Raw genomic sequence first — 20501 nt, forward strand, 5'->3', positions numbered from 1 at the left:
TGCACAGGTCAAACGGTTCGTTGAGCAGTGGGACAGCATGCTTTGCCTATACCACAGACTCTCCGACGGTGACATCGTAATATCGTCCTAGCCACTCTGTCAGGAGGCGGCGATTCTCCGTTTGCTCAACAAAGATCACAATTCGGTTCATCGCTTACTCACCCTCTAGCAATTCGGGGATACCTGTGAGGATACCTCGAAGTCGATTGAGCGGATTGCCAACTTTAATCCCATCCCGACTAATTTGAAATTCACGCAGGGTTTTCTCAAAATCGCTGATCCGCTTCTTCAGTACGCCGATCACACGTCTCAATTCACCGTGTATTTCCAGATAGCGCAGAAAGATAATATTGTCTGCTAAATAGCTAATCCCAATTTCGGTTGCCTGAAATTCTCCGGTAATCGATTCAACTTCATTCACTAGCAGAACAGCAACCCCCAGGTTTTGCAAATACTTACAGAGGGAATGAATGTGAGGGGTTAAGTCTTCGCCTCGAACTGAGAGCCGATACCCCGATACACTATCGATCATGACAATCCGTGCCTGATGTTCTTCGACTTCCTGTCGCACGAGGTTGGCAAATTCATCAGGGGTATAGTGGAGCGGTTCGATTTGCACGATCGATAAAGTGCCGCGCTCCTGCATGGCGTGAACCGGAATATTGACTCCTTCAGCCCGATGCAACAGCGTTTCCTTGTTTTCCTCAAAGGTGTAAATCACGGATCGCTCTCCCCGTCCGGCTGCCTCTTTCATAAACTGAAGCCCTAACGTACTCTTGCCTACCCCACTCGGGCCACTGATGATGGTAATCGTGCTGCGTTCAAGACCGCCATGCAACAGTGCATCAATTTCTGGAATTCCCGAGGAAATCGTTTCTACGGTCAGCGCTTTTTCCGATACTCTGGGTAATAGTTTCGGAAAAAGCTGCATTCCTTCACTCGTGAGGCGAAAGCTATGATTGCCGCTGCGAAAATCGCTTCCTCGAAACTTGGAAACCGACAGGGTGCGATTGTCCTCATTAAAGTTCAAGTCAAGCACCCCGTCGCTCATGAACTGTAAATCATCGTCGGGGGCTTCGACGCTGTGTTCTGAGGTAAACAGCACCGTAATATCTTTCTCTGTCAGAAATCGCAGAAACGACAATACCTGCTTACGGAACTGAAAGGTATTGGTTGCCAGGTAGCGAAATTGGGTCATTGAGTCGATGAAAATTCGCTGCGGCTTTAGGCTTTCAACTTGTTCTACAATGCGTTGGGTTGTTGGCTCGCGCTCGACTTCAGCGGCTGAGAAAATATCGTAGGTTTGTACTTGAGCAAAAAAGTCGGAGGTGGGGCTAAGGTCAAGAAACGCGATGCCCTGAGTGTTGAAGTTCAATCCTTCAGCTGTTTTTTGCAGTTGGGCAACTGTTTCTGCCAATGTAATGAAGAGAACGGTTTCGCCGTTTGCGGTTCCCGACGCTAAAAAGTGCATTCCTAACGTTGTTTTACCTGTACCCGGTCCGCCTCGAACCAGATAAGCACGACCGGGTACATATCCACCATGAAGCACTTCGTTGAGTCCTGAAATTCCCGTCAGTAGTCGATCGTGAGTCATCTGTAAGCCATCTCCCCTCATTGCCTAATCCTGATAAAACGTGATGTAATGTGCTTTTTTTGCTGTGCGGGAGTTGACTGTCCGTTGAGGGTCAGAAAGTTCAGGCTTCATGGGGTGAGTTACCTGTCTCTTTTGGCTACGCTGCCTAGCAAGTACAAACTGAATTAGAAACGAGAATACCAGTAAGGACTTAAATGTTGCGAAAAACAAAAGGAAAATTCGGCAACCATACCCTCACGAAGCAATTGAACACCTGCAATATTTATTAGCAAAAAACGGAAATTGTCACATTCTGAGACAAGATACTCAGAATGTGAAAAGCCATTTTTCAAAATTTATCGGCTTCTAATCTGGCTCTGTTGGAGTTGCTGCATCATTTGTTCTTGCGTCAATGCTGGCTCTTTGCAACTTAACCCCTGGCACACTAGCGCCACAGCGTTTTCTGGTAAAGCATCAATGACAATTAGCGCAGTTGTGGGCAAGTATTGGGTTTCGAGCGCAGTAATTTGCTCGATCGAACTCCGAACCAGTGTTTGATTGCGAAACCAATCGAGTGCACCAAACAAACTCGGACAAGCAGAAGGTGATTGTTCCATCACGCTTGCAAACGCTTGTAAGGCTTGCTCTGCTCGATCGAAGTAATCTAAGTTCTCAGTTAGTAATGACAAACGAACTAAATTCGCGATCGCAATGCCATTTGCCGCAGGTGTCGCATTATCGGCATAGCTCCGCTCCCGAATCAGTAAATCTCGACTCGCATCTTTCGCTGTGTTGTAATATCCACCTTGTTCGATGCTCCAAAGATACTCGTCAAATTCATCTTGAATCCGAATGGCTGCTGCTAGCCAATCTGTCTGGTTCTCTGGCGCATCGGATCGAATGCTCCGTGTGGCTTGATGTAAATCGAGTAGAGCTTTAATGAAGAGAGCAAAGTCTTCAGCTTGAGCAAGTAGCTCAACTTTGCCGCCATAATTTAGGCGATGGAAGCGCTGATTGATCCATTGATTTTGCAGAATGAAATCTGCGGCTTGGCTGGCAAGTTCTAAGTATTCTAACTCTCGAAACACCGCATACGATCGAGCGAGTCCCGAAATCATTAAACTATTCCAAGCAACAATCATTTTTGTGTCGGTAACGGCTGGAATTCGTCCTGACCAAGCAATAGATTTTGCTTCTTCTGCATTCCGAGCAGGCGGAAACGGATCACTCACACAAGCTCCATATCGAACTTCAAACAACTTGCTGAGGGCAGTTTCAGCAGTCTGTGAAAGTTGGTTAGAGTTCTGGCGTTGTAGTACGATTTTGCCTTCAAAATTTCCAGCAGGAACAATTGAGAACTGTTCCGATAGCTCTGTGAATTCTTCCGAAGTTAGTAACGCTTGCAGTTCTGAATAGCTCCATACATAGAAAGCTCCTTCTTCGGGTTCTGCATCTTCTGGAGTAACAAAACTATCGGCATCTTGTGCGGCATAAAAGTAGCCTTCGGGTGCAGTCATTTCGCGTTTGAGCCATTGAGCGGTTTTCGCGATCGCTCTTTCAAACGCAGGTTCTTGCACGCCCAATGCCCAGAGATTTGCTAAATATTCGACAATCTGCCCATTGTCGTACAGCATTTTCTCAAAGTGCGGAACTGTCCAAGTCGCGTCCACGGTATAGCGATGAAATCCGCCTGCGACATGGTCAAAGATGCCACCTAAAGCTAAATCTAAGCCGCGTTGAGTCACTGCTTCGCGCGCGTCATACCGATCGAAGTCGAACCGAACTGCGTGCAGGACTGCATCCGCATAGGGAATCATCGGAAATCTTGTACCAGGCATTTGTGCCGATAGAATCCCGGTACTATATTCCAACCCCAGTTTTAAGAGTTCGTCGCTTAAAGTCTGAGTGGGAAGCAGAACTGAGTTTTGGAGATTTGTGAGAATTTCTGATTTGACTCCATCGATCTTGGCACGATCGCTGTCATACAAGCGCCGCAACGTCTGCAAGATTTGCAAAAAACCAGGACGACCATATTTGGGATCGATTGGGAAATACGTTCCGCCATAGAACGGGACTAAATCGTCTGGAGTTAGAAAAATATTTAAGGGCCATCCTCCTTGTCCCGTAAGCATTTGCAGCGCTTGCATATAAATGCTGTCGAGATCTGGGCGTTCCTCGCGATCGACCTTGATCGGTAAGAAATTCTCATTGAGATAGTCAGCGATCGTCTCATCTGAAAACGCTTCACCCTCCATCACCGTACACCAGTGACAAGAAGAGTACCCGATCGAGAGAAAGATGATTTTGTTTTCTCGGCGCGCCGTCTCGATCGCATCTTCGCTCCAAGCCCACCAGTTGATCGGATTGTGAGCATGTTTGCGTAGATAAAGGCTTTGGGCATGGAGTAAGCGATTCGGCATAGAGGGGTGAAGAACACGATTTCAAAATTGTGCTTGAAATCCGCAAATTCTTCACCCCTCTGAGCTAATTTGAGCTTATTTTGCTTCTCCCCGCAAAATCGCATTGCCGTCTTTGAAGTCAATATCCTTGATATCCAGACCGCGCAGCTTCATCTCGATATTGAGTTGTTCCTGCACTTTGGCAGCAGGGATGCCCAAGCGATTGGCAACTTCTGCGATCGTAAAACTCATATTCCCAATCTGGATTTTTGCATTTTGATCAAACCGTAACTTGCCATTTTGCATTTCTGGTTTGCCTTCAACGCCGATGTAAACTTTGCGATCGCTCATCGGAATTTTTTGCGTAATTTCAGATAACAAGTTTTGCTGTTTTGATCCCAGTCCGCTATTTTTTAACTCCTGAACATCTACAACCGCTCCTGTTTTTAGCTTGTCATCTTTCAGCGAAGTATGAAATCCTTTCACAGAGTTTGGTAAGGGTTGACCGCCACTTTTTTCAGTGATCTTTGTTACCAAAAGATCATTCAATTCCTGAGAATTTAGGGCAACTTGTACATTTGGATTTGGGCTGGAAGGCTTGTCAGGCAAAGCATTAGCAACAATCTTTGTATCAGGAGAAACCCGATTGGGTTGTGGAATTGATTGAGCTTTCTCCTCAATCTTTTTTTCAACAGCTGCCCCAGACTTTTGAATTTGGGCATAAGTTTTGGGATTCTTTTCTCCCTGCGCATACCATTCGGGTAATTGTGTCAACTGTCTCCAGAAATAATAAATTCCTGACGCAGTTCCAAGCACAATTCCCGTCGTGATCAATAGAAATAAAACACCAGATTTCTTCACAGCTACCTCAAGTCAATCTTGTAGGATCTTCAGTCAATCTATTATGTAAATTCGAGTTAATCAATCACTTGTTCAGATAGTGCACTGATACGACCTATGCAACACGATCGCGCTTAGGTCGCTAAAATGTAGAAAATTCACTGGACTGGATTCATGATTCCTACCGTTATTGAAACCTCCGGACGCGGCGAACGCGCCTTTGATATCTACTCTCGACTCTTACGGGAGCGAATTGTGTTCCTCGGTAGCGCGATCGATTCCGATGTCGCCAATTTGGTCGTAGCTCAACTGCTGTTTCTCGAAGCCGAAGATCCCGAAAAAGATATCTATCTCTACATCAATTCTCCGGGTGGCTCGGTGTCAGCCGGGATGGGTATTTATGACACGATTAAGCAGATCGGCCCTGATGTCTCGACGATTTGTGTCGGTTTTGCGGCTTCGATGGGCGCATTTCTCCTAAGTTCTGGCACAAAAGGCAAACGGATGAGCCTGCCTCACTCGCGGATTATGATTCACCAACCGCTCGGTGGTGCTCAAGGACAAGCGACGGATATCGAAATTCAAGCGAAAGAAATTCTGTATCTCAAGAAGCGCTTGAATACGATTCTCGCGGATCACACAGGTCAACCGCTTGAGCGAATCGAACAGGATACAGAGCGCGACTTCTTTATGTCTGCCACAGAAGCGAAGGACTATGGATTGGTGGATCAAGTCATCGATCGTAAGCCTTCTGCTACTCGTCCCGCAGTTGTGAAATAGTTTGTCAATTTCACTCTGGTTTGATTCTGTCTCGCTGCGATTCCATCTCGCCCCGGATTTTCATTGACGGGTGGGATGGAATCCCAGCAAGAAGACCGAAATGATGAAGAATAAAGTGAGAAGGTAATTTGATTCACGCTTATTTGAAATTGCTATGACTCAAGTTGAAGGTGCTGTTTTTTACGATCGCTCATCCTGGGGACGCATCCAAGTCTCAGATGCTGATCGCCTCAATTTTCTCCACAATCAAAGCACCAATACATTTAATCTCAGAAAACCCGGCGAAGGTTGCGATACTGTCTTCGTCACTTCAACGGCTAGAACGATCGATCTCGCGACGGCGTATATTTTAGAAAATTCAGTCATTCTGCTCGTTTCGCCTGGTTTGACTGAAAAGCTGATGAAGTTTCTCGATCGCTATATATTCTTCGCAGATAAAGTGAAACTTGCTGATATCACTGCCGAGACTCAAACAGTCTCAGTCTTGGGTTCAAAGAGCCATGACATTGTCAAAGAACTGGGTGCCGCCGAGTTGATCGCTCAGCCTTACGGAACGCACTGCCTTGTCGATGGAGTTCGGATTGCAGTTGGCAGTGGACTTGCGACGGAAGGATATACCTTAATCAGCGATCGCTCAATTGATCTCAATGCAAAGCTCAAAGAATTGGGCGCAACTGAAATCGATGATCAAACTTGGAATCAGTTGCGGGTTGAACAAGGTCGTCCGATGCCAGGAGAGGAATTGACCGATGATTACAATCCTTTAGAAGCCGGATTGTGGCACACGATTTCATGGAATAAAGGGTGCTATATCGGACAAGAAACCATTGCCCGTTTAGATGCCTATAACGGCGTGAAGCAAAACCTCTGGGGCATCAAGCTCAATCAAGTGGTTGAGCCTGGAACAGTTGTGACGATCGCGGATGAAAAAGTTGGAAAAATTACTAGCGTTGTCGATGCGATCGGACTTGCCTATATTCGCACCAAAGCAGGTGGAGCAGGATTACAGACTGATCTCGGTGAGATTGTTGCACTCCCGTATTTGACGCGTGAAAAACAGAATTGAGAGATAGGGAGAAATTTAAGCCTGGATTCTCCCGATTTCCCAACTGGCTACGGACACAAGACCCGGACGATAAACTCTTAGAAAGTGTTTAAAAGGTAATCTTTCAGACACATTCACCCGCCCCCGGACTGAAAGTCGGGGCTAGTTGAACGAAGTCCACTGAAGGGACTAAAATTCAATCAGAATGGGGTCTTCAGTCCTTTTCAAAGGACTTCGCACTGTTAGCCCCGAATTCATTCCGGGGCGAGATAGAACGCAGCGAGGAAACATTTGATACTTTTAAAACACCCTTTTAGGGTTTCTAAGCTTCCACCAGTTGATTCTCTTGTCTCAAACAAGCCTCAATGAATGGATCAAGTTCCCCATTCATTACGTCCTGAACGGCAGTTGTCTCTACATTCGTTCTGAGATCTTTCACCATCTGATAGGGATGGAAGACATAGTTGCGAATCTGCATTCCCCAAGCCGCCTCAACCATATCGCCTCGAATCTCCGCGATCTCTTTGGCGCGTTGTTCTTCTGCGATGATCAGCAGTTTGGCTTTTAGATATGCCAGTGCTTTCTCTTTGTTTTGAAGCTGCGATCGCTCCTCTGTACAGCGCACTGCAATCCCTGTTGGCTTATGGACAACTCGCACAGCCGTCTCAACTTTGTTAACGTTCTGCCCACCTTTACCGCCCGCGCGAGAAGTCGTGATTTCTAAATCCTTCTCAGGAATATCTAACTGCACCGATAAATCAATCATCGGCATCACTTCCACGCCAGCAAAGCTCGTCTGTCGCTTGTCATTCGCATTAAACGGCGAAATCCGAACTAAGCGATGCGTCCCTTTCTCGACTTTGAGATAACCATAGGCATAGCGCCCATCGATCTCAAGCGTGGCAGACTTAATCCCCGCTTCGTCTCCTTCGGAAATTTCCATCAAATGAACTTTATACCCATGAGCTTCGCCCCAGCGGGTATACATGCGTAACAACATCTCCGCCCAGTCTTGGGCATCTGTTCCACCTGCACCTGCATTAATGGTCAGAATCGCGCCTTTGGCATCGTAAGTGCCAGACAGCATTTGTTGCAGTTCCCACTGGTCGAGATCCCGTTGAAGCTGCTGTGTTTTCGCTTCAGCTTCTTCGAGTAGAGACTGATCCATTTCGAGTTCGAGCAATTCTAAAGTCGCTTCAGCGTCAGCGAGATCAGATTTCCAGCGATCGAACTGTTCGAGGTGAGATTTGTAGTCGTTTAATTCTTGAAGGATGCGTTGTGCCTGGGTTTGGTCGTCCCAGAAATTCGGTTGAGACGCAATTTGCTCAAGATCTTGAATTTTTGCAGTCAGAGCAGGAACGTCAAAGATAGTCCTGGGTAGTTCCCAGGCGCGAAGTGAGCAATTCGACATTCCGCTTTAATTCAACGGTATCCATACTAAACAAGCATAAAAGAGCATTCCTGATTGTAGCGCCGATTTCGCATTCAGTGCCAAAGTCCAAAACTCTAGAGAATGATCCAGAGTAGAATCCCGATCGCGAAACTTACACCGATCGTAATGAATGTCTTTTTCAGTCGCTGCAAAATCGGCTGAACTTGATAGCTCACTACTAATCGATCTTGCGCGAGAATTTCCGGTGGCTTTTCCCACATCTGCCCGTCATACCAGCCCGATTCCTCGTAAAAGATCGCCGTATCACTTAACCGCCGTTGCACATACGCCCAACCCAGATAGAGCCGCACCAGCGCCAAACCCGGAATCACAAACGCTCCAGCCGATGCAAATAAGAGAAATTGGGGTAAATGCTTTGCAGGCGGAAAACTCACCGCAGCGACAGGCGCAGCGACGAGCCAGCTCAGTGCCCAGAGAATGACAACGGGCTTGAGATAGGAAATGCGATCGAGCGTTGCCCAGCGGAAAAACCAAGATTCCTTCAGTTCTTGATATTCATTGAGCGGTTGCTGTTCGTCGGGAACTGGACAAGTGACAGAATTCATGACGAAACGGAGAAAGTAGAAGGATATTCGTAAGTATAAAAGACTTATCCTAACTAAGGGAACGAAGCAATTTTGGATTTAGGCGTAATCTGCTGCGATATGGCGGTGAGGACATTTCTATCTCAGAGCACATGAATTTATGAGGTCAATTGAAAAAAGACGATTCCGATGGGTCGCAGTGGGTCATCCTTGATAAGCCTCCTCAATCCAGAATTTCATCCCAAAATCAGATGCTTTTTCGGAAATCTAGAAAAAAGCATCGGAAGAAACGACTGAAAATACCTGAAGATTTGTAAACTAAATAGTCAGGCAAAGTTAGTGCCATATTTTCTGAGGAAACGGTATGAAGCATCTGGTTACAGTTGAGCGCCTGTGTTTGGCAGGACATTCGTTGGCGCTGGCTTTTGGATTAGCGGGATTATTGCTGGTGCTGCCCAATCCAGAATTTATTGCATCTCTTCCGACGGTTGGGCAAACCGCGTTTGGGTGGAGCATGGCGAATGGCGGAGTCGGGTATATCCTACTCGGGGCTGTGACGGTAGCAATCTATGCTTACCGGACGCTCGGAATACGGCACTGGCTGACATTTATGCTACCTGCAGTGATTCTTTCTTTGGGTAGTGAATTGCTGGGAACCAGTACGGGATTCCCGTTTGGTGCGTATGGTTATTTGAATGGGTTGGGCTATAAGATCGCAGGTCTTGTGCCCTTCACTATTCCCTTGTCTTGGTTCTATGTCGGATTGTGTTGCTATGTGCTGGCACGATCGGGCTTAGAAAGCATTGGACTGCCGCTTTGGGCGAAATTGGTCGGCTCGATCGCGCTCGGTTCTGTATTATTAACTGCCTGGGATTTCGTTCTCGACCCGGCAATGAGTCAAGCGCCTTATCCTTTCTGGGAATTTGGTGAAGTCGGTGAATTCTTCGGGATGCCTTACCGAAATGTCACAGGCTGGTTGGGAACGGGTGCAATCTTTATGTTTGTGGCATCGCTGTTTTGGGGTGCAAAGCCGTTGAATTTGAATCGCGCTCAGTTGTCTGTGCCGCTGATTGTCTACTTGATTAACTTTGCCTTCGGAGCAATCATCACCGTTACTGAGTTGGATTCGCGCTATTTAATTCCGACTTCGATGAGTATTGTGTTGGGTGTCGTTCCAGCGATCGCGCTTTGGTGGATGACGAAGCCTGCTCAAGGGGTTGAGTCTGCGTTGTCTGGAAATTTGACACGCGACGTGCCGACGGTTTCGGTGGGTGTCGGGCAGAAGTAGCGGAGATGGGGAGATAGGGAGATGGGGAGATAGGGGAAAAGTAAAGTCACTCCCTCTCTCCTTCTCTCGACCTTTCCTGCAATAATGAACAGCATTTGATTTTTAAGGGGTTGGAAGGTTGACGAACTTCATCGGACAGACCGGAATCTATTGCCTGGGATTAATTGATTCCCAGGCTTTTGTATTTCAGGATGTGTTTTTCCTCGTACTGTTAGCAATTCAAATTCCGGCGGCAGCAATTTTACTCTCGCGATTGCTCAAAGGGGCTGTGCGTCGTCCTCCGCTTCAACCTCAACTGCCGAATCCAAACTTTTTCGGAGCGGTGAGTGTCGTTGTGCCGACGCTGAATGAAGCCGATCGTATTGCGCCTTGTCTAGAAGGGTTGACTCGCCAAACGTATGAGGTGCGCGAAATTACGATCGTGGATAGTCGATCGACCGACAAAACTCCGGATTTAGTCCGAGCCGCACAAGCGACTGATCCGCGATTTCGATTGATTAATGATCCTCCGCTGCCTTCAGACTGGGTGGGTCGTCCTTGGGCATTGCACAACGGATTCTTGGCAAGTTCTTCTCATAGCGAATGGATTTTGGGGATTGATGCTGATACGATTCCGCATCCGAGTTTGGTCTGTAGCTTGCTCGAAATGGCGAATCGGGAAGGATTCGACCTGATTACCCTCTCGCCCCGGTTCATTCTCAAGTATCCCGGCGAGCTTTGGTTACAGCCTGCTTTATTGATGACCTTGGTGTATCGATTTGGAGCAGCAGGAGAAGTCGGAAGTTCTCCGGAGCGAGTTATGGCGAATGGGCAATGCTTCTTTTGTCGGCGATCGCTGTTAGAAAAAGTCGGCGGCTATACCAGCGCCAAAGGGTCTTTCTGCGATGATGTCACCTTAGTGCGAAATATTGCAGCAACGGGCGCAAAGGTCGCTTTCTTAGATGGTGCCAACGTTTTGAAAGTCCGCATGTATGAGGGCATGAAAGAGACGTGGGAAGAATGGGGTCGATCGCTCGATCTCAAGGATGCTTCAACCTCGGCGCAAATCTGGGGGGATCTAGCATTTCTCACATTAGTCCAAGCATTGCCGATTCCATTGCTGATTTTAACCGCTGCGATCGTTGCTTCTGGAAATACAACCTTGCCTGCTTTGATCACGTTGGGATTGAATGGAGCCTTGATTGCGATGCGATTGGGATTGAATGCGGCGATCTTGCAATCTTACGATCGCGCTCAAGCGAAAGGAGCAGGATTGTTCTGGCTGTCTCCGTTCGCTGATCCAGCCGCTGTGTTTAGAATTTTCCTCTCGTCTACTCGCAAGCCAAAAAGCTGGCGAGGTCGAACCTATGGGGGATAATGTAACGCTCCTAGGTTTGGCTGGCAGTCTTGTTGCGGGACTCGCAACTGGGGCAGGGGCATTGCCGATCTTTTTCATCAAAGAAATTACGCCTCAAACTCAAGGTGCACTTCTGGGGTTTGGGGCGGGAGTGATGTTAGCCGCGACTTCGTTTTCCTTGGTGATTCCGGGAATAGAAGCGGCTGAGAAACTGGGTGCAAATCACTTGAGCGCAGCCGCGATCGTCGTTGCTGGAATCTTATTGGGTGGTGGGTTTCTCTGGTTCGCAAATCGCTACTTTCCGCATGAGCATTTTATTAAAGGATCGGAAGGTTCAGCCCAAGCGAATCGATTGCGGCAGGTCTGGCTATTTATCATTGCCATTACGCTGCACAACTTTCCAGAGGGATTGGCGGTTGGCGTCGGATTTGGCGGCGGCGATGTTGCGAATGGAATTGCGCTGACTTTGGGAATCGGATTGCAGAATTTTCCAGAAGGATTGGTTGTGGCGATCGCGCTTTTAGGAGAAGGATATCGTCGCCGCAGTGTGTTTGGAGTAGCGTTGTTAACGGGATTGGCAGAGCCAATCGGTGGCGTAATCGGTGCAGCAGTCGTGTCGATCGCTGCAATAGTTTTGCCCTGGGGAATGGCATTTGCAGCGGGCGCGATGCTATTTGTGATCAGTGATGAAATTATCCCTGAGTCACATCGATTGGGAACAGAGAAGCAGGCGACGGTGGGCGTGATGATTGGATTTGTGTTGATGTTGTTTTTGGATGTGGCATTGGGTTAATTGTTCACCCCACTCCCCACTCCCCATTTCCCCACTAACGTGGAGCCGTAATACTCTGAGCACTGGGCGATCGCATATTCTCATCATTCAAGTGATACATCCCCGACCAGCTTGCTAACAATCGCGTACAAATTTGGCGAATATGCTCCTCTTGATTCAAGGTCATTCGCCAATCTGCAGGCAGACCGATCGTGCTATTCAATGCTCCCGATAGCGCACCTGTTAAAGCAGTGACTCCAGGAACCTGATATCGCGTCTGAGCCGCCCGCAAAATCGATAATCTAAAATCTCCTGCCGTGCTGAGAAAACAATAGAGTGCAAGTGCGATCGCGGCATCTCCAGTCGTCGCTTCACTCAAGGTCAGAATTAACTGCACCGCATCTTCTAATCCCACTTTCTGTTGCACCATCGTTTCCACTTGCTGCAATCGCTGAAGTCTGGGAATTCCTTCGGGTGGAGCTAGCAATGCTTCAAACATGGGAGAAACTAAACGGCGCGGATTGAGATCGCCTTTCAAGGCTTGAGCGATCGTGTATCCGATCGCTAAGAGATCTAACTCTGAGATCAGCAAATTTTGCCAAACTTTCAGAACAGTTTGGAGATTCTGCCGCAGTTTTGTAAAGTCATCATGGAAATACAAAAATACGGGGAGAAGCGCGATCGCTGCTTCCGCATTCGTCAGGGGTTCTCGGAAAATCGGATCGCTAGAATTCTCGATACGACTGGGATCAATCAAAGATTCTGCATAAAACTCCATTAGATCTTCTAGAGAATAGTGACGCGACGGCAGGCGACCCGATGCCTGAATGCCGATCATCTCTCCCATAATCGCGCCCATCATTGTTGCTTGAAATCGATAGAGAAGTGCAGATTGCATGATTATTTTCCGAAACCTAGTGTAGAATTCTCGCTGATTTGGTTCATTTCTCACCGTTTTTATTCTGCAACTTTAGCTCCTCGCCATGCGTCCCATGATTCGTCTTCAACTTCTTTCTATGATGCCAACCCGATTTATCAAATCGCTGTTTCTCTTCACACTCGCGATCGCTCTTACGGCTACGATTATCCATCCTGGATTGAGCCAGACTCCAGCCCGCAACATTATCCGCCTAGGAAGCCAAGGGGCAGATGTTACCGAATTACAAAGTACCTTAAAGCTATTGGGCTATTATGGCGGCTCGGTCAATGGTGTATTTGATGAAAGCACTGCTCAAGCCGTCCGACGCTTTCAACAAGTCGCTGGACTGGATGCAGATGGCATTGTTGGCGCTGCGACCTGGAATCGCTTATTTCCCTCCAATGAACCTGTCGCGCCCCCAGCGAATCCTGATCCCACTGCGCCACGTCGGGTTGAAACTACTGCACCCGCTTCCACCGAGTTTCCAATTTTAAGACGCGGAGCCACGGGTGAAAGTGTGCGGGGACTGCAGAGTCGATTAAGAGCGATCGGCGTTTATGACGGTGAAGTCGATGGGGTCTTTGGAGCCGGAACCGAGGAAGCGGTAAAAGCGGCACAGCAGAAGTTTGGACTCGAAGCGGATGGTATTGTCGGCGGCGCAACTTGGGCAGCGATTTTGCGGTAGGTTGAGAGAAATATTGCGATCGGTAACATGGAGTGAACTTTAGTAAAACAGGTGCGCGACTCGAGGATGAGGATGCTACTTTATATTCAAGACACAAGAGAAGTTCAAACCCTTCTCCCAAGCCGATTAAAGCCCGTGTCTCCCGCTTTAATCCCTCGCAAATCCTGAAAGATATTTCACCGATCGAACTTCACCTTAGTCTCAACTGCACTCAAGATTCTCACTTCAATTCCGCTTTATTTGAGTCGCAAATTTGAACTAGCGAAAACTACAGCCTGGTTCGGCTGATTCGGGGAGATTGTTGATTAGACTGTTTGCGATTTTGTCCACCTTATTTGTTGTTTGTTCGATACACCTTGACAACTTAAGTGACCACCATTTTTTCAGGGTTTGGCGACTTGCCAGACCCTTTGACATGTTTACCGCAGTTCGGCTTCGCGCGTTTCTAGCTGTTCACTACAAATAAAGCTGGTAGAGAGTGATCCGCGTCTGGATTCTCCCCATCTCCCCAGGGCTTTTTCATAGATTACTTTTAAAACATTCTCTCAGGCTGGAGCTTCACCAACATGAGAAGCGATCACCCAAGATGTTTTAATCGACTAGCACGACAGGACTCCGTACTAACGAGTCTTAATATCTGAGATAGCATTGCGCGCAACTCCTGCGATCGCGGCATCTGAGGCTTTCGGCAAATGGTGATATTTTCCGCCTGCTTGCTTCGCCAACTCTTTCGCGAATCCAGTTGAGATAAATTTATTCTCGGTGTCAATGACGAGCAACTGAATTCCCAAGGCGCGAATTTTTGCGGCAAGCTCTAACAGTTCACCTTTGATATCCGGCTTTTCACCTTCGGGCAAAGTTTCACCGAGCGATCGCGCCAGCGGAATATTGCCTCGACCATCGGTAATTGCCACAATCACGACTTGTCCAATATCGCCGGACTGTTTTGCATTCAATCCGACTCGAACTGCTTGGGTCAAGCCATGTGCTAAGGGAGAACCGCCGCCGCACGGTAAGCGATCGAGTCTGCGTTTTGCGGCTTCGATCGATCGCGTTGGCGGTAATAAGACCTCAGCTTGCTCACCTCGGAAAGGAATCAGCGAAATTTGATCTCGGTTCTGATATGCCTCGGTGAGTAAGCGCAACACTGCACCTTTAGCAGCATTCATCCGATTCAGTGCCATTGAGCCAGACGCATCGACCACGAATACAATCAAGGCTCCAGCCTTTCGAGCCAGCCGTTTCGCCCGAATGTCACTTTCTTCAACGAAGACTCGCTTACGACCGGGTAGGACTTGATCCGCGCGTTGTCTTCTCGATCGCTGATAAGGAGCCGCTGTTCTCAAAGTCGCATCGACAGCAATCCGACGCACTTTGCCTTTGGGCAACATCGGTTTGATATATCTGCCTCGATCTTCTGAGAATACGATCGTGCGACTTCCCGATTTTCCTTGCCGCGTTGCCATTTGAGCAAAATAGAGCACTTCAGGATCGAGAATTACTCCTTCAGGATCAAACACGAACTCTTCGGGAATGTTCGGTGTGTCTTGTTCAGGTTGATCTTCCGATTCGTCTTCTGGATCGTCTTGGTCTTCTTGCTGGTCTTGCTCTTGATCCGACTGATCTTGAGGCGGGGGAGGTGGCGGTGGCGCTTCTTCAGGGGGCGCCTGTTGAACGATCGTCGATCGCGGAATGATCACTAATTCAACTGCTTTTCTCAAATCTTCAGCATTTACAGCAGTGCGCCCGTCTAAAGCGGCATGAGCTTTTGCCACTCTTAGAGCAAACAATTCGGCTCGATGCCCTTGCACACCGCCTCGCACGGCTTCAGTGACTAAATATTCAATTTGCTCTGCACTAATCTGCACATCTTTCAGCCATTCGCGAGCCAAAATAATCTGCGTTTTCAGTGCGTCAATGTCTTCGGTGTACTGCGTTAAGAAAGCCTGAGGCGAATCAGAATAGCGGGTGGCTTGTTCGACGGCTTGAATGCGATCGTCTAATCCCAATACCATGTCGGCTGAGAGTGAAATGGCAATGCGATCGAGTAAATGCTCTCTTAAATTTCCTTCTTCCGGGTTGTAGGTTGCAATCAACAAAGGTCGGCAAGGATGTTGAAAGCTAATGCCTTCGCGCTCAATCTGATTGCGCCCATCGGTCAGAACAGAGAGCAATAAATTAGAGATTTGATCATCTAATAAATTAATTTCATCGACGTACAATACGCCTCGATTTGCTTCAGCCAACAACCCAGGCTGAAAAACCGTTTCACCTTGCTTAATCGATTGGCTGACATCAACTGAACCGAGCAACCGATCTTCAGTGACCCCCAAAGGAATCTGCACAAAGGGCGCGCGAATAATTTCAGTCGGCACTTCTTCAGGGCTGCCGTATTTCTCCAGCGTAAGATCATCCCACTCAGAGATCGCATTAGGTTCACAGTTACTAATCGAATCTTGAACCACTTCGATCGGGGGCAATAAGGCATGAATCGCGCGTGCCATGACGGATTTTGCTGTGCCGCGTCGTCCAGCAATCACCACGCCACCTAAGCCTGGATCAACCGCTGCCAGCAGCAGCGCTAATTTGATCGCTTCCTGCCCGACAACGGCAGCAAGAGGAAAAGCAGTCACTTGGGAGTCGATCGTAGAAGGCATTGAAATTTCGGATATTTATCTTGATCCACAATACCAAGATCCGGGAAGTTACGCGAACTCGCCCGGTCAGGTAATCCGATCAGGTGAAGTCCTAGATCGCGAAACTTTTTATAGTGAATCGAGAAGGACTGCCCCGAAGCAAGGGCTAAGAGCCTCCTGGAAATCGTAAAGACTGTTCGTCATTGCACGACAACTGCTCGTACAGTGATCTGTACACAAATCAAGAAAATACCTCTTTACAGCAGCGACATGATGTCGCTGCTTTTTTTGGGCACACTGATTGAATGTTTCCTGCTTTCTCCGATCGTCGAATGACTCATCCTGCAAATGCTGATGCGATCGAAAATGTTCTCGACAAGCTACCGCCCGAAGCAAAACAGTGGGCGGAAAGTTTGCCGTGGAATCAGCGACGCTATGTGCTTTCGCTCTGTCACTTGCTGTGTGCAGCTTCGCCAGAGGTGCAAGCTGAATTTTTAGATGAATATACGGCAAATGGACTGATTTCTAAGCTGATCGAAAATCATGAGATTCGGCAGAAAGTCAAAAATAATCTCGATCGCTTTCACATTACCACTGAGCTATCTGAACGCTTATTAAGAGGATATATTCGACAGTTCTATATTCATTCCGCTCAAGATGCGAGAAGGCAACCGGAATTAATTTTAGAATCAGCACTCCGTGTCGTCGTCAGTACTGAAGAAAGAAATAATATTTTTAACTATGTTCTAGGCTTTGAATTGGTTAAATTATTGTTTCGGATGAGCTGGTTACAACACGAAAGACTTTACAGATTGCAACATAATCAAGAAGAATTTATCACACTGTATTTAAAACCAATTCAGCGCACTCATCGGCTTAATCAGATCATTGTGCCAAGAGACGAAAAGCTCTTTTTTGCCCGCCGTGACTACTTTGTCGAGCGACCCAGTATATCAGATAAAAAGTTGATAGAACTCGCGATCGCAACGTTTACAACTGAAGCAATTATCCAGTTTGGCTTCTCTGTTATTCGACATCCGGATGCAGTCGTATTTGATCATGATTATATTTTCAATCGCGATTCTGAAGCGGTTTTCCCCTACTGAAAACTGTAAAGAAATTTGAATTCAAATATCACTGTAAATTCGACTGTTCAGTCTCCAGATAGACGAAATCGTTTGCCAAAAGAAATTAATCTCAAACCTATCAGGATCACTCTCATACTTCTCATAAAGCAACAGAGTTGGTGATCGTCATTCTGGAATTTTATTCGGTTGAAATTCAGCTTATTTTTGGTGCTGCACTTTGCTGCGGGGTCAATTTTTTACTGTGAGGATGACTTGTGAAACTTCATTTATTAACCTGTGCTGTTACTGTTAGTTCACTTCTTGTTTCAGCCATTAGTGTTCGTGCTGCGGAAACCCCTAATCTTGTTGCTCAAATTCCCCCAATCGTTCCTGCAAATCCTCAACCGCTTGAAAATAATGCAGGACAAGTGACCTCGGTTTCGCAGTTATCGGATGTTCGACCGACGGATTGGGCTTTTCAGGCTTTGCAGTCTCTAGTCGAGCGCTATGGCTGTATTGCGGGATATCCCGATCGCACGTATCGCGGCAATCGGGCTTTGACCCGATTTGAGTTCGCGGCAGGATTGAATGCTTGTCTCGATCGCGTTAACGAGCTAATCGCAGCTTCAACGGCAGATTTAGTCAAGAAAGAAGACCTCGCAACGCTGCAAAGGCTTCAGCAAGAATTTGCAACTGAACTTGCAACCTTGCGCGGACGAGTCGATGCATTGGAAGCTCGCACTGGAACGTTAGAAAGGCAACAATTCTCAACGACCACAAAACTTCAAGGTGAAGTGATCATTGCCGCTTCCAGTGTAGTCAGTGGAGACAATGCCAATGGAACCGAAGCCGAGCGAAATCCAACGCTTGGTTATCGAGTGCGGTTGAATCTCAATACCAGCTTTTCTGGGCGAGATTTGCTCACGACTCGAATTCAGGCAAACAACATTACGCCTTTGGGGCAGACGACTCAAGATGCCACAAGTCCGACCGGAGTGCGCGGCTTAGGAGTACTCGGTACGAACATGGGGCGACTAGAGTTTGATGGAGATAGTGGTGGATCAGCGAGTATTGCACTCCTCCGCTACCGCTTCCCATTGACAGAGAGCACCGATGTTTATTTAGCAGCAACCGGAAATGGCTTTGTAGACTTGGATGCGTCTTCACAGCTTAATCCTTACTTTGATGGCGGTGCAGTCTCCCTGTTTGGCTTGCGGAATCCGATCTACAACTATTCGGGCGGAGCAGGCATTGGTGTACGTCAAAGGATTGGGACAGCGGCTGAGGTCAACTTAGGCTATCTCGTTCCGAATGCTTCGATTCCCACTGATAAAAACGGCTTGTTTAATGGTCAATATGGGGCGCTGGCGCAGTTGATCCTTAACTTGAGTCCAAGTTCACGGATTGGGTTTACTTACATCAATGCGTATGCTCCATTTGGTGCGAATCTTCAGCCGGATGATCCGTTTAACCTGAGTGCAACGGGAAGTAATCTCGCAAATAGTAACTTCGATAGTGCGGTGAGTATCAACGCCTATGGAATTTCTGGAAACTTCCAGGTGTCACCGAAGTTTGCGCTAGGTGGATGGGTTGGCTATGCCAATCATAATTATATTGGGCGCGGGCGTGGAGATGTTTGGAATTGGGCGGTGACTTTGGCGTTCCCTGACTTGTTTAAGCAGGGCAATTTGGGAGGCTTATTGGTTGGACAAGAGCCAAAATTGACGCGGAGTGATTTAGGATTTCGCGATCGCGATACTTCTCTGCACTTGGAAGCGTTCTACCGCTATCGCATCAATGACAACATTTCGATCACACCCGGTGTGATCTGGGTGACGAATCCAGACTACAACGAGAACAATAACGATGCGGTGATTGGTGTTGTTCGGACAGTTTTCTCTTTTTAGTAGATCTCAAACTAGGAGCAGAGAGTGCTCCTAGTTTTGACCTTTAGGACACACAGCTATGAACTCAATTCTCAAAGCAACTTCTAAATTTCTTCCTTTACTCGGTCTGTTGTTTTTTTCAGCTTGCAGCAATTCAAATACACCCACTGCAAATAATGCGCCCGCAACTTCAGCCAGCTTCACTGCTGCGAAAGGCTGTAAAAACATTGGAATTCTTTTGCCTGAATCAGATTCTTCAGCGCGCTATGAAGCATACGATCGTCCTTTGTTAGAGCGGGAAATCAAGAAGGTCTTGCCTGACGCAACCATTCAATATGCCAATGCGAATAACAATGCAGATACTCAACAAAATCAAGCGGATGCAGCTTTGACCAAAGGCGCTTGTATTCTCGTTGTTGATCCCAATGACAGTGAGAAAGCATCTGCGATCGTGCAAAAAGCAAAAGCAAGTCAGGTTCCAGTGATTGCATACGATCGCTTGATTCAAGATCCAGATGTGGCTTACTATGTCTCATTCGACAATGTACGAGTCGGTGAGCTGCAAGGGCAGTACATTGCTGATCAGTATCGCAAGGGAGCGTACGGCTTAAAGCGCGGCGCGAATCTAGTCATGATCAATGGCTCACAAACGGATAGCAATGCGTTGCAGTTCCGAGAAGGAGCATTGAAAGCTTTGCAGCCATTAGTTGATAGTAAAGACTTAAATTTGGTGTTTGATCAATATACGCCGAACTGGGATAGTGCGAGAGCACAATCATTGATGGAAGGAGTGTTGACGCAGCAAAAGAACAATGTTCAAGCGGCTTATGTTGCCAATGATGGTTTAGCCAATACGGTCATTGCAGCATTGAGAGCGCAGAAGCTAGATGGAAAAGTGCTAGTCACAGGTCAGGATGCAACTTTGACGGGCATTCAGAATATTCTGACAGGCGATCAGGCGATGACGGTTTATAAGCCGATCGCAAAAGAAGCGGAGGCAACGGCGCAATTAGTTGCAGCTTTGAGCAATGGCACTGATCCAGGAAGTTTGGTGAACGGACAGACGAATTTGCAGCAGGGCGGAGGACAAGTGAAATCAGTCTTGCTTGCTCCGATCGCAGTCGATAAGACGAATGTTCAGCAGACAGTTTTTGCAGATGGATTCTTGAAGAAGGAGCAGGTCTGCAATGGGCTAAATGGGGATACAACTGGACTTTGTAGAAGTTAAAAGCTGAGATCCTCGGAAGTTGGAGTTCTGAAAAAACTCCAACTTCTCGTTTACATAGAATTCTTGCAAC

The 20501-nt window shown here is 47.4% G+C and carries 16 protein-coding genes; 9 read left to right on the top strand and 7 right to left on the bottom strand.

Going from position 1 to position 20501, the window contains the following annotated elements; translation table 11 throughout:
- Positions 1–154: 154 nt before the first annotated feature.
- From J0L70_RS06940 to J0L70_RS06950, 3 genes are all read right to left on the bottom strand, one after another.
- Complete coding sequence (locus J0L70_RS06940; protein WP_287453749.1) at positions 155–1594, bottom strand: ATPase domain-containing protein; 1440 nt, start codon at positions 1592–1594, stop codon at positions 155–157.
- 335 nt (positions 1595–1929) lie between these two features.
- Positions 1930–3993 carry a thioredoxin domain-containing protein gene (locus J0L70_RS06945; RefSeq protein WP_287453751.1) on the bottom strand — a complete coding sequence of 688 codons (2064 nt, stop codon included), beginning with the start codon at positions 3991–3993 and terminating at the stop codon, positions 1930–1932.
- A gap of 75 nt (positions 3994–4068) precedes the next feature.
- Entirely contained in the window at positions 4069–4833 is a 765-nt protein-coding gene (locus J0L70_RS06950) for a hypothetical protein (RefSeq protein ID WP_287453753.1), read from the bottom strand.
- Positions 4834–4986: 153 nt separating this feature from the next.
- Here J0L70_RS06950 and clpP point away from each other — a divergent pair, with 153 nt between their 5' ends.
- A complete protein-coding gene (gene clpP, locus J0L70_RS06955) occupies positions 4987–5592 on the top strand; it encodes an ATP-dependent Clp endopeptidase proteolytic subunit ClpP (protein WP_190650579.1) in 606 nt (201 codons plus the stop codon).
- Between the two features lie 154 nt (positions 5593–5746).
- On the top strand, positions 5747–6658 hold the full coding sequence (gene ygfZ / locus J0L70_RS06960; protein WP_287453755.1) for a CAF17-like 4Fe-4S cluster assembly/insertion protein YgfZ: 912 nt from the start codon (positions 5747–5749) through the stop codon (positions 6656–6658).
- A 301-nt stretch (positions 6659–6959) separates the two neighbouring features.
- Here ygfZ and prfB read toward each other — a convergent pair.
- Positions 6960–8073, bottom strand: a protein-coding gene (gene prfB, locus J0L70_RS06965; protein ID WP_287453756.1) for a peptide chain release factor 2 whose coding sequence is annotated in 2 segments (ribosomal slippage) — positions 6960–8000 and positions 8002–8073 — 1113 coding nt in all. Because the reading frame shifts where the segments join, the coding sequence is not laid out codon by codon here.
- A 70-nt stretch (positions 8074–8143) separates the two neighbouring features.
- On the bottom strand, positions 8144–8635 hold the full coding sequence (locus J0L70_RS06970; protein ID WP_287453758.1) for a CGLD27 family protein: 492 nt from the start codon (positions 8633–8635) through the stop codon (positions 8144–8146).
- A 343-nt stretch (positions 8636–8978) separates the two neighbouring features.
- Between J0L70_RS06970 and cruF the strand changes: the two genes are divergently transcribed.
- The 3 genes from cruF (at position 8979) to J0L70_RS06985 (ending at position 12031) form a co-directional block, all read left to right on the top strand.
- On the top strand, positions 8979–9902 hold the full coding sequence (cruF, locus tag J0L70_RS06975) for a gamma-carotene 1'-hydroxylase CruF (RefSeq protein ID WP_268181643.1): 924 nt from the start codon (positions 8979–8981) through the stop codon (positions 9900–9902).
- 118 nt (positions 9903–10020) lie between these two features.
- On the top strand, positions 10021–11259 hold the full coding sequence (gene cruG, locus J0L70_RS06980) for a 2'-O-glycosyltransferase CruG (RefSeq protein ID WP_268181641.1): 1239 nt from the start codon (positions 10021–10023) through the stop codon (positions 11257–11259).
- Positions 11249–12031, top strand: a complete 783-nt coding sequence (locus J0L70_RS06985) for a ZIP family metal transporter (protein WP_268181639.1) — start codon at positions 11249–11251, stop codon at positions 12029–12031. The genes cruG and J0L70_RS06985 overlap by 11 nt, the downstream gene beginning before the upstream one ends.
- A 34-nt stretch (positions 12032–12065) precedes the next feature.
- Here J0L70_RS06985 and J0L70_RS06990 read toward each other — a convergent pair whose 3' ends face one another.
- Complete coding sequence (locus J0L70_RS06990) at positions 12066–12908, bottom strand: ADP-ribosylglycohydrolase family protein (protein WP_017289569.1); 843 nt, start codon at positions 12906–12908, stop codon at positions 12066–12068.
- 85 nt (positions 12909–12993) lie between these two features.
- Here J0L70_RS06990 and J0L70_RS06995 point away from each other — a divergent pair, with 85 nt between their 5' ends.
- Positions 12994–13614, top strand: coding sequence for a peptidoglycan-binding domain-containing protein (locus J0L70_RS06995; RefSeq protein WP_081614760.1), 621 nt, complete (start codon positions 12994–12996; stop codon positions 13612–13614).
- 620 nt (positions 13615–14234) lie between these two features.
- Here the strand turns inward: J0L70_RS06995 and bchD are convergent.
- Positions 14235–16271 carry a magnesium chelatase ATPase subunit D gene (gene bchD / locus J0L70_RS07000; protein WP_287453763.1) on the bottom strand — a complete coding sequence of 679 codons (2037 nt, stop codon included), beginning with the start codon at positions 16269–16271 and terminating at the stop codon, positions 14235–14237.
- A 284-nt stretch (positions 16272–16555) separates the two neighbouring features.
- Between bchD and J0L70_RS07005 the strand changes: the two genes are divergently transcribed.
- The 3 genes from J0L70_RS07005 to J0L70_RS07015 all read left to right on the top strand — a co-directional run bounded on the left by J0L70_RS07005 (position 16556) and on the right by J0L70_RS07015 (position 20431).
- Entirely contained in the window at positions 16556–17356 is an 801-nt protein-coding gene (locus tag J0L70_RS07005; RefSeq protein WP_239741197.1) for a cobyrinic acid a,c-diamide synthase, read from the top strand.
- 236 nt (positions 17357–17592) lie between these two features.
- On the top strand, positions 17593–19224 hold the full coding sequence (locus J0L70_RS07010; protein ID WP_287453765.1) for an iron uptake porin: 1632 nt from the start codon (positions 17593–17595) through the stop codon (positions 19222–19224).
- A gap of 58 nt (positions 19225–19282) precedes the next feature.
- Positions 19283–20431 (top strand): sugar ABC transporter substrate-binding protein, encoded by a 1149-nt coding sequence (locus tag J0L70_RS07015; RefSeq protein WP_017289574.1) that lies wholly within the window; start codon positions 19283–19285, stop codon positions 20429–20431.
- Positions 20432–20501: the final 70 nt, after the last annotated feature.

The sequence above is a fragment of the Leptolyngbya sp. UWPOB_LEPTO1 genome (assembly GCF_017302695.1).
In the GTDB taxonomy this organism is placed as follows: domain Bacteria; phylum Cyanobacteriota; class Cyanobacteriia; order Leptolyngbyales; family Leptolyngbyaceae; genus Leptolyngbya; species Leptolyngbya boryana.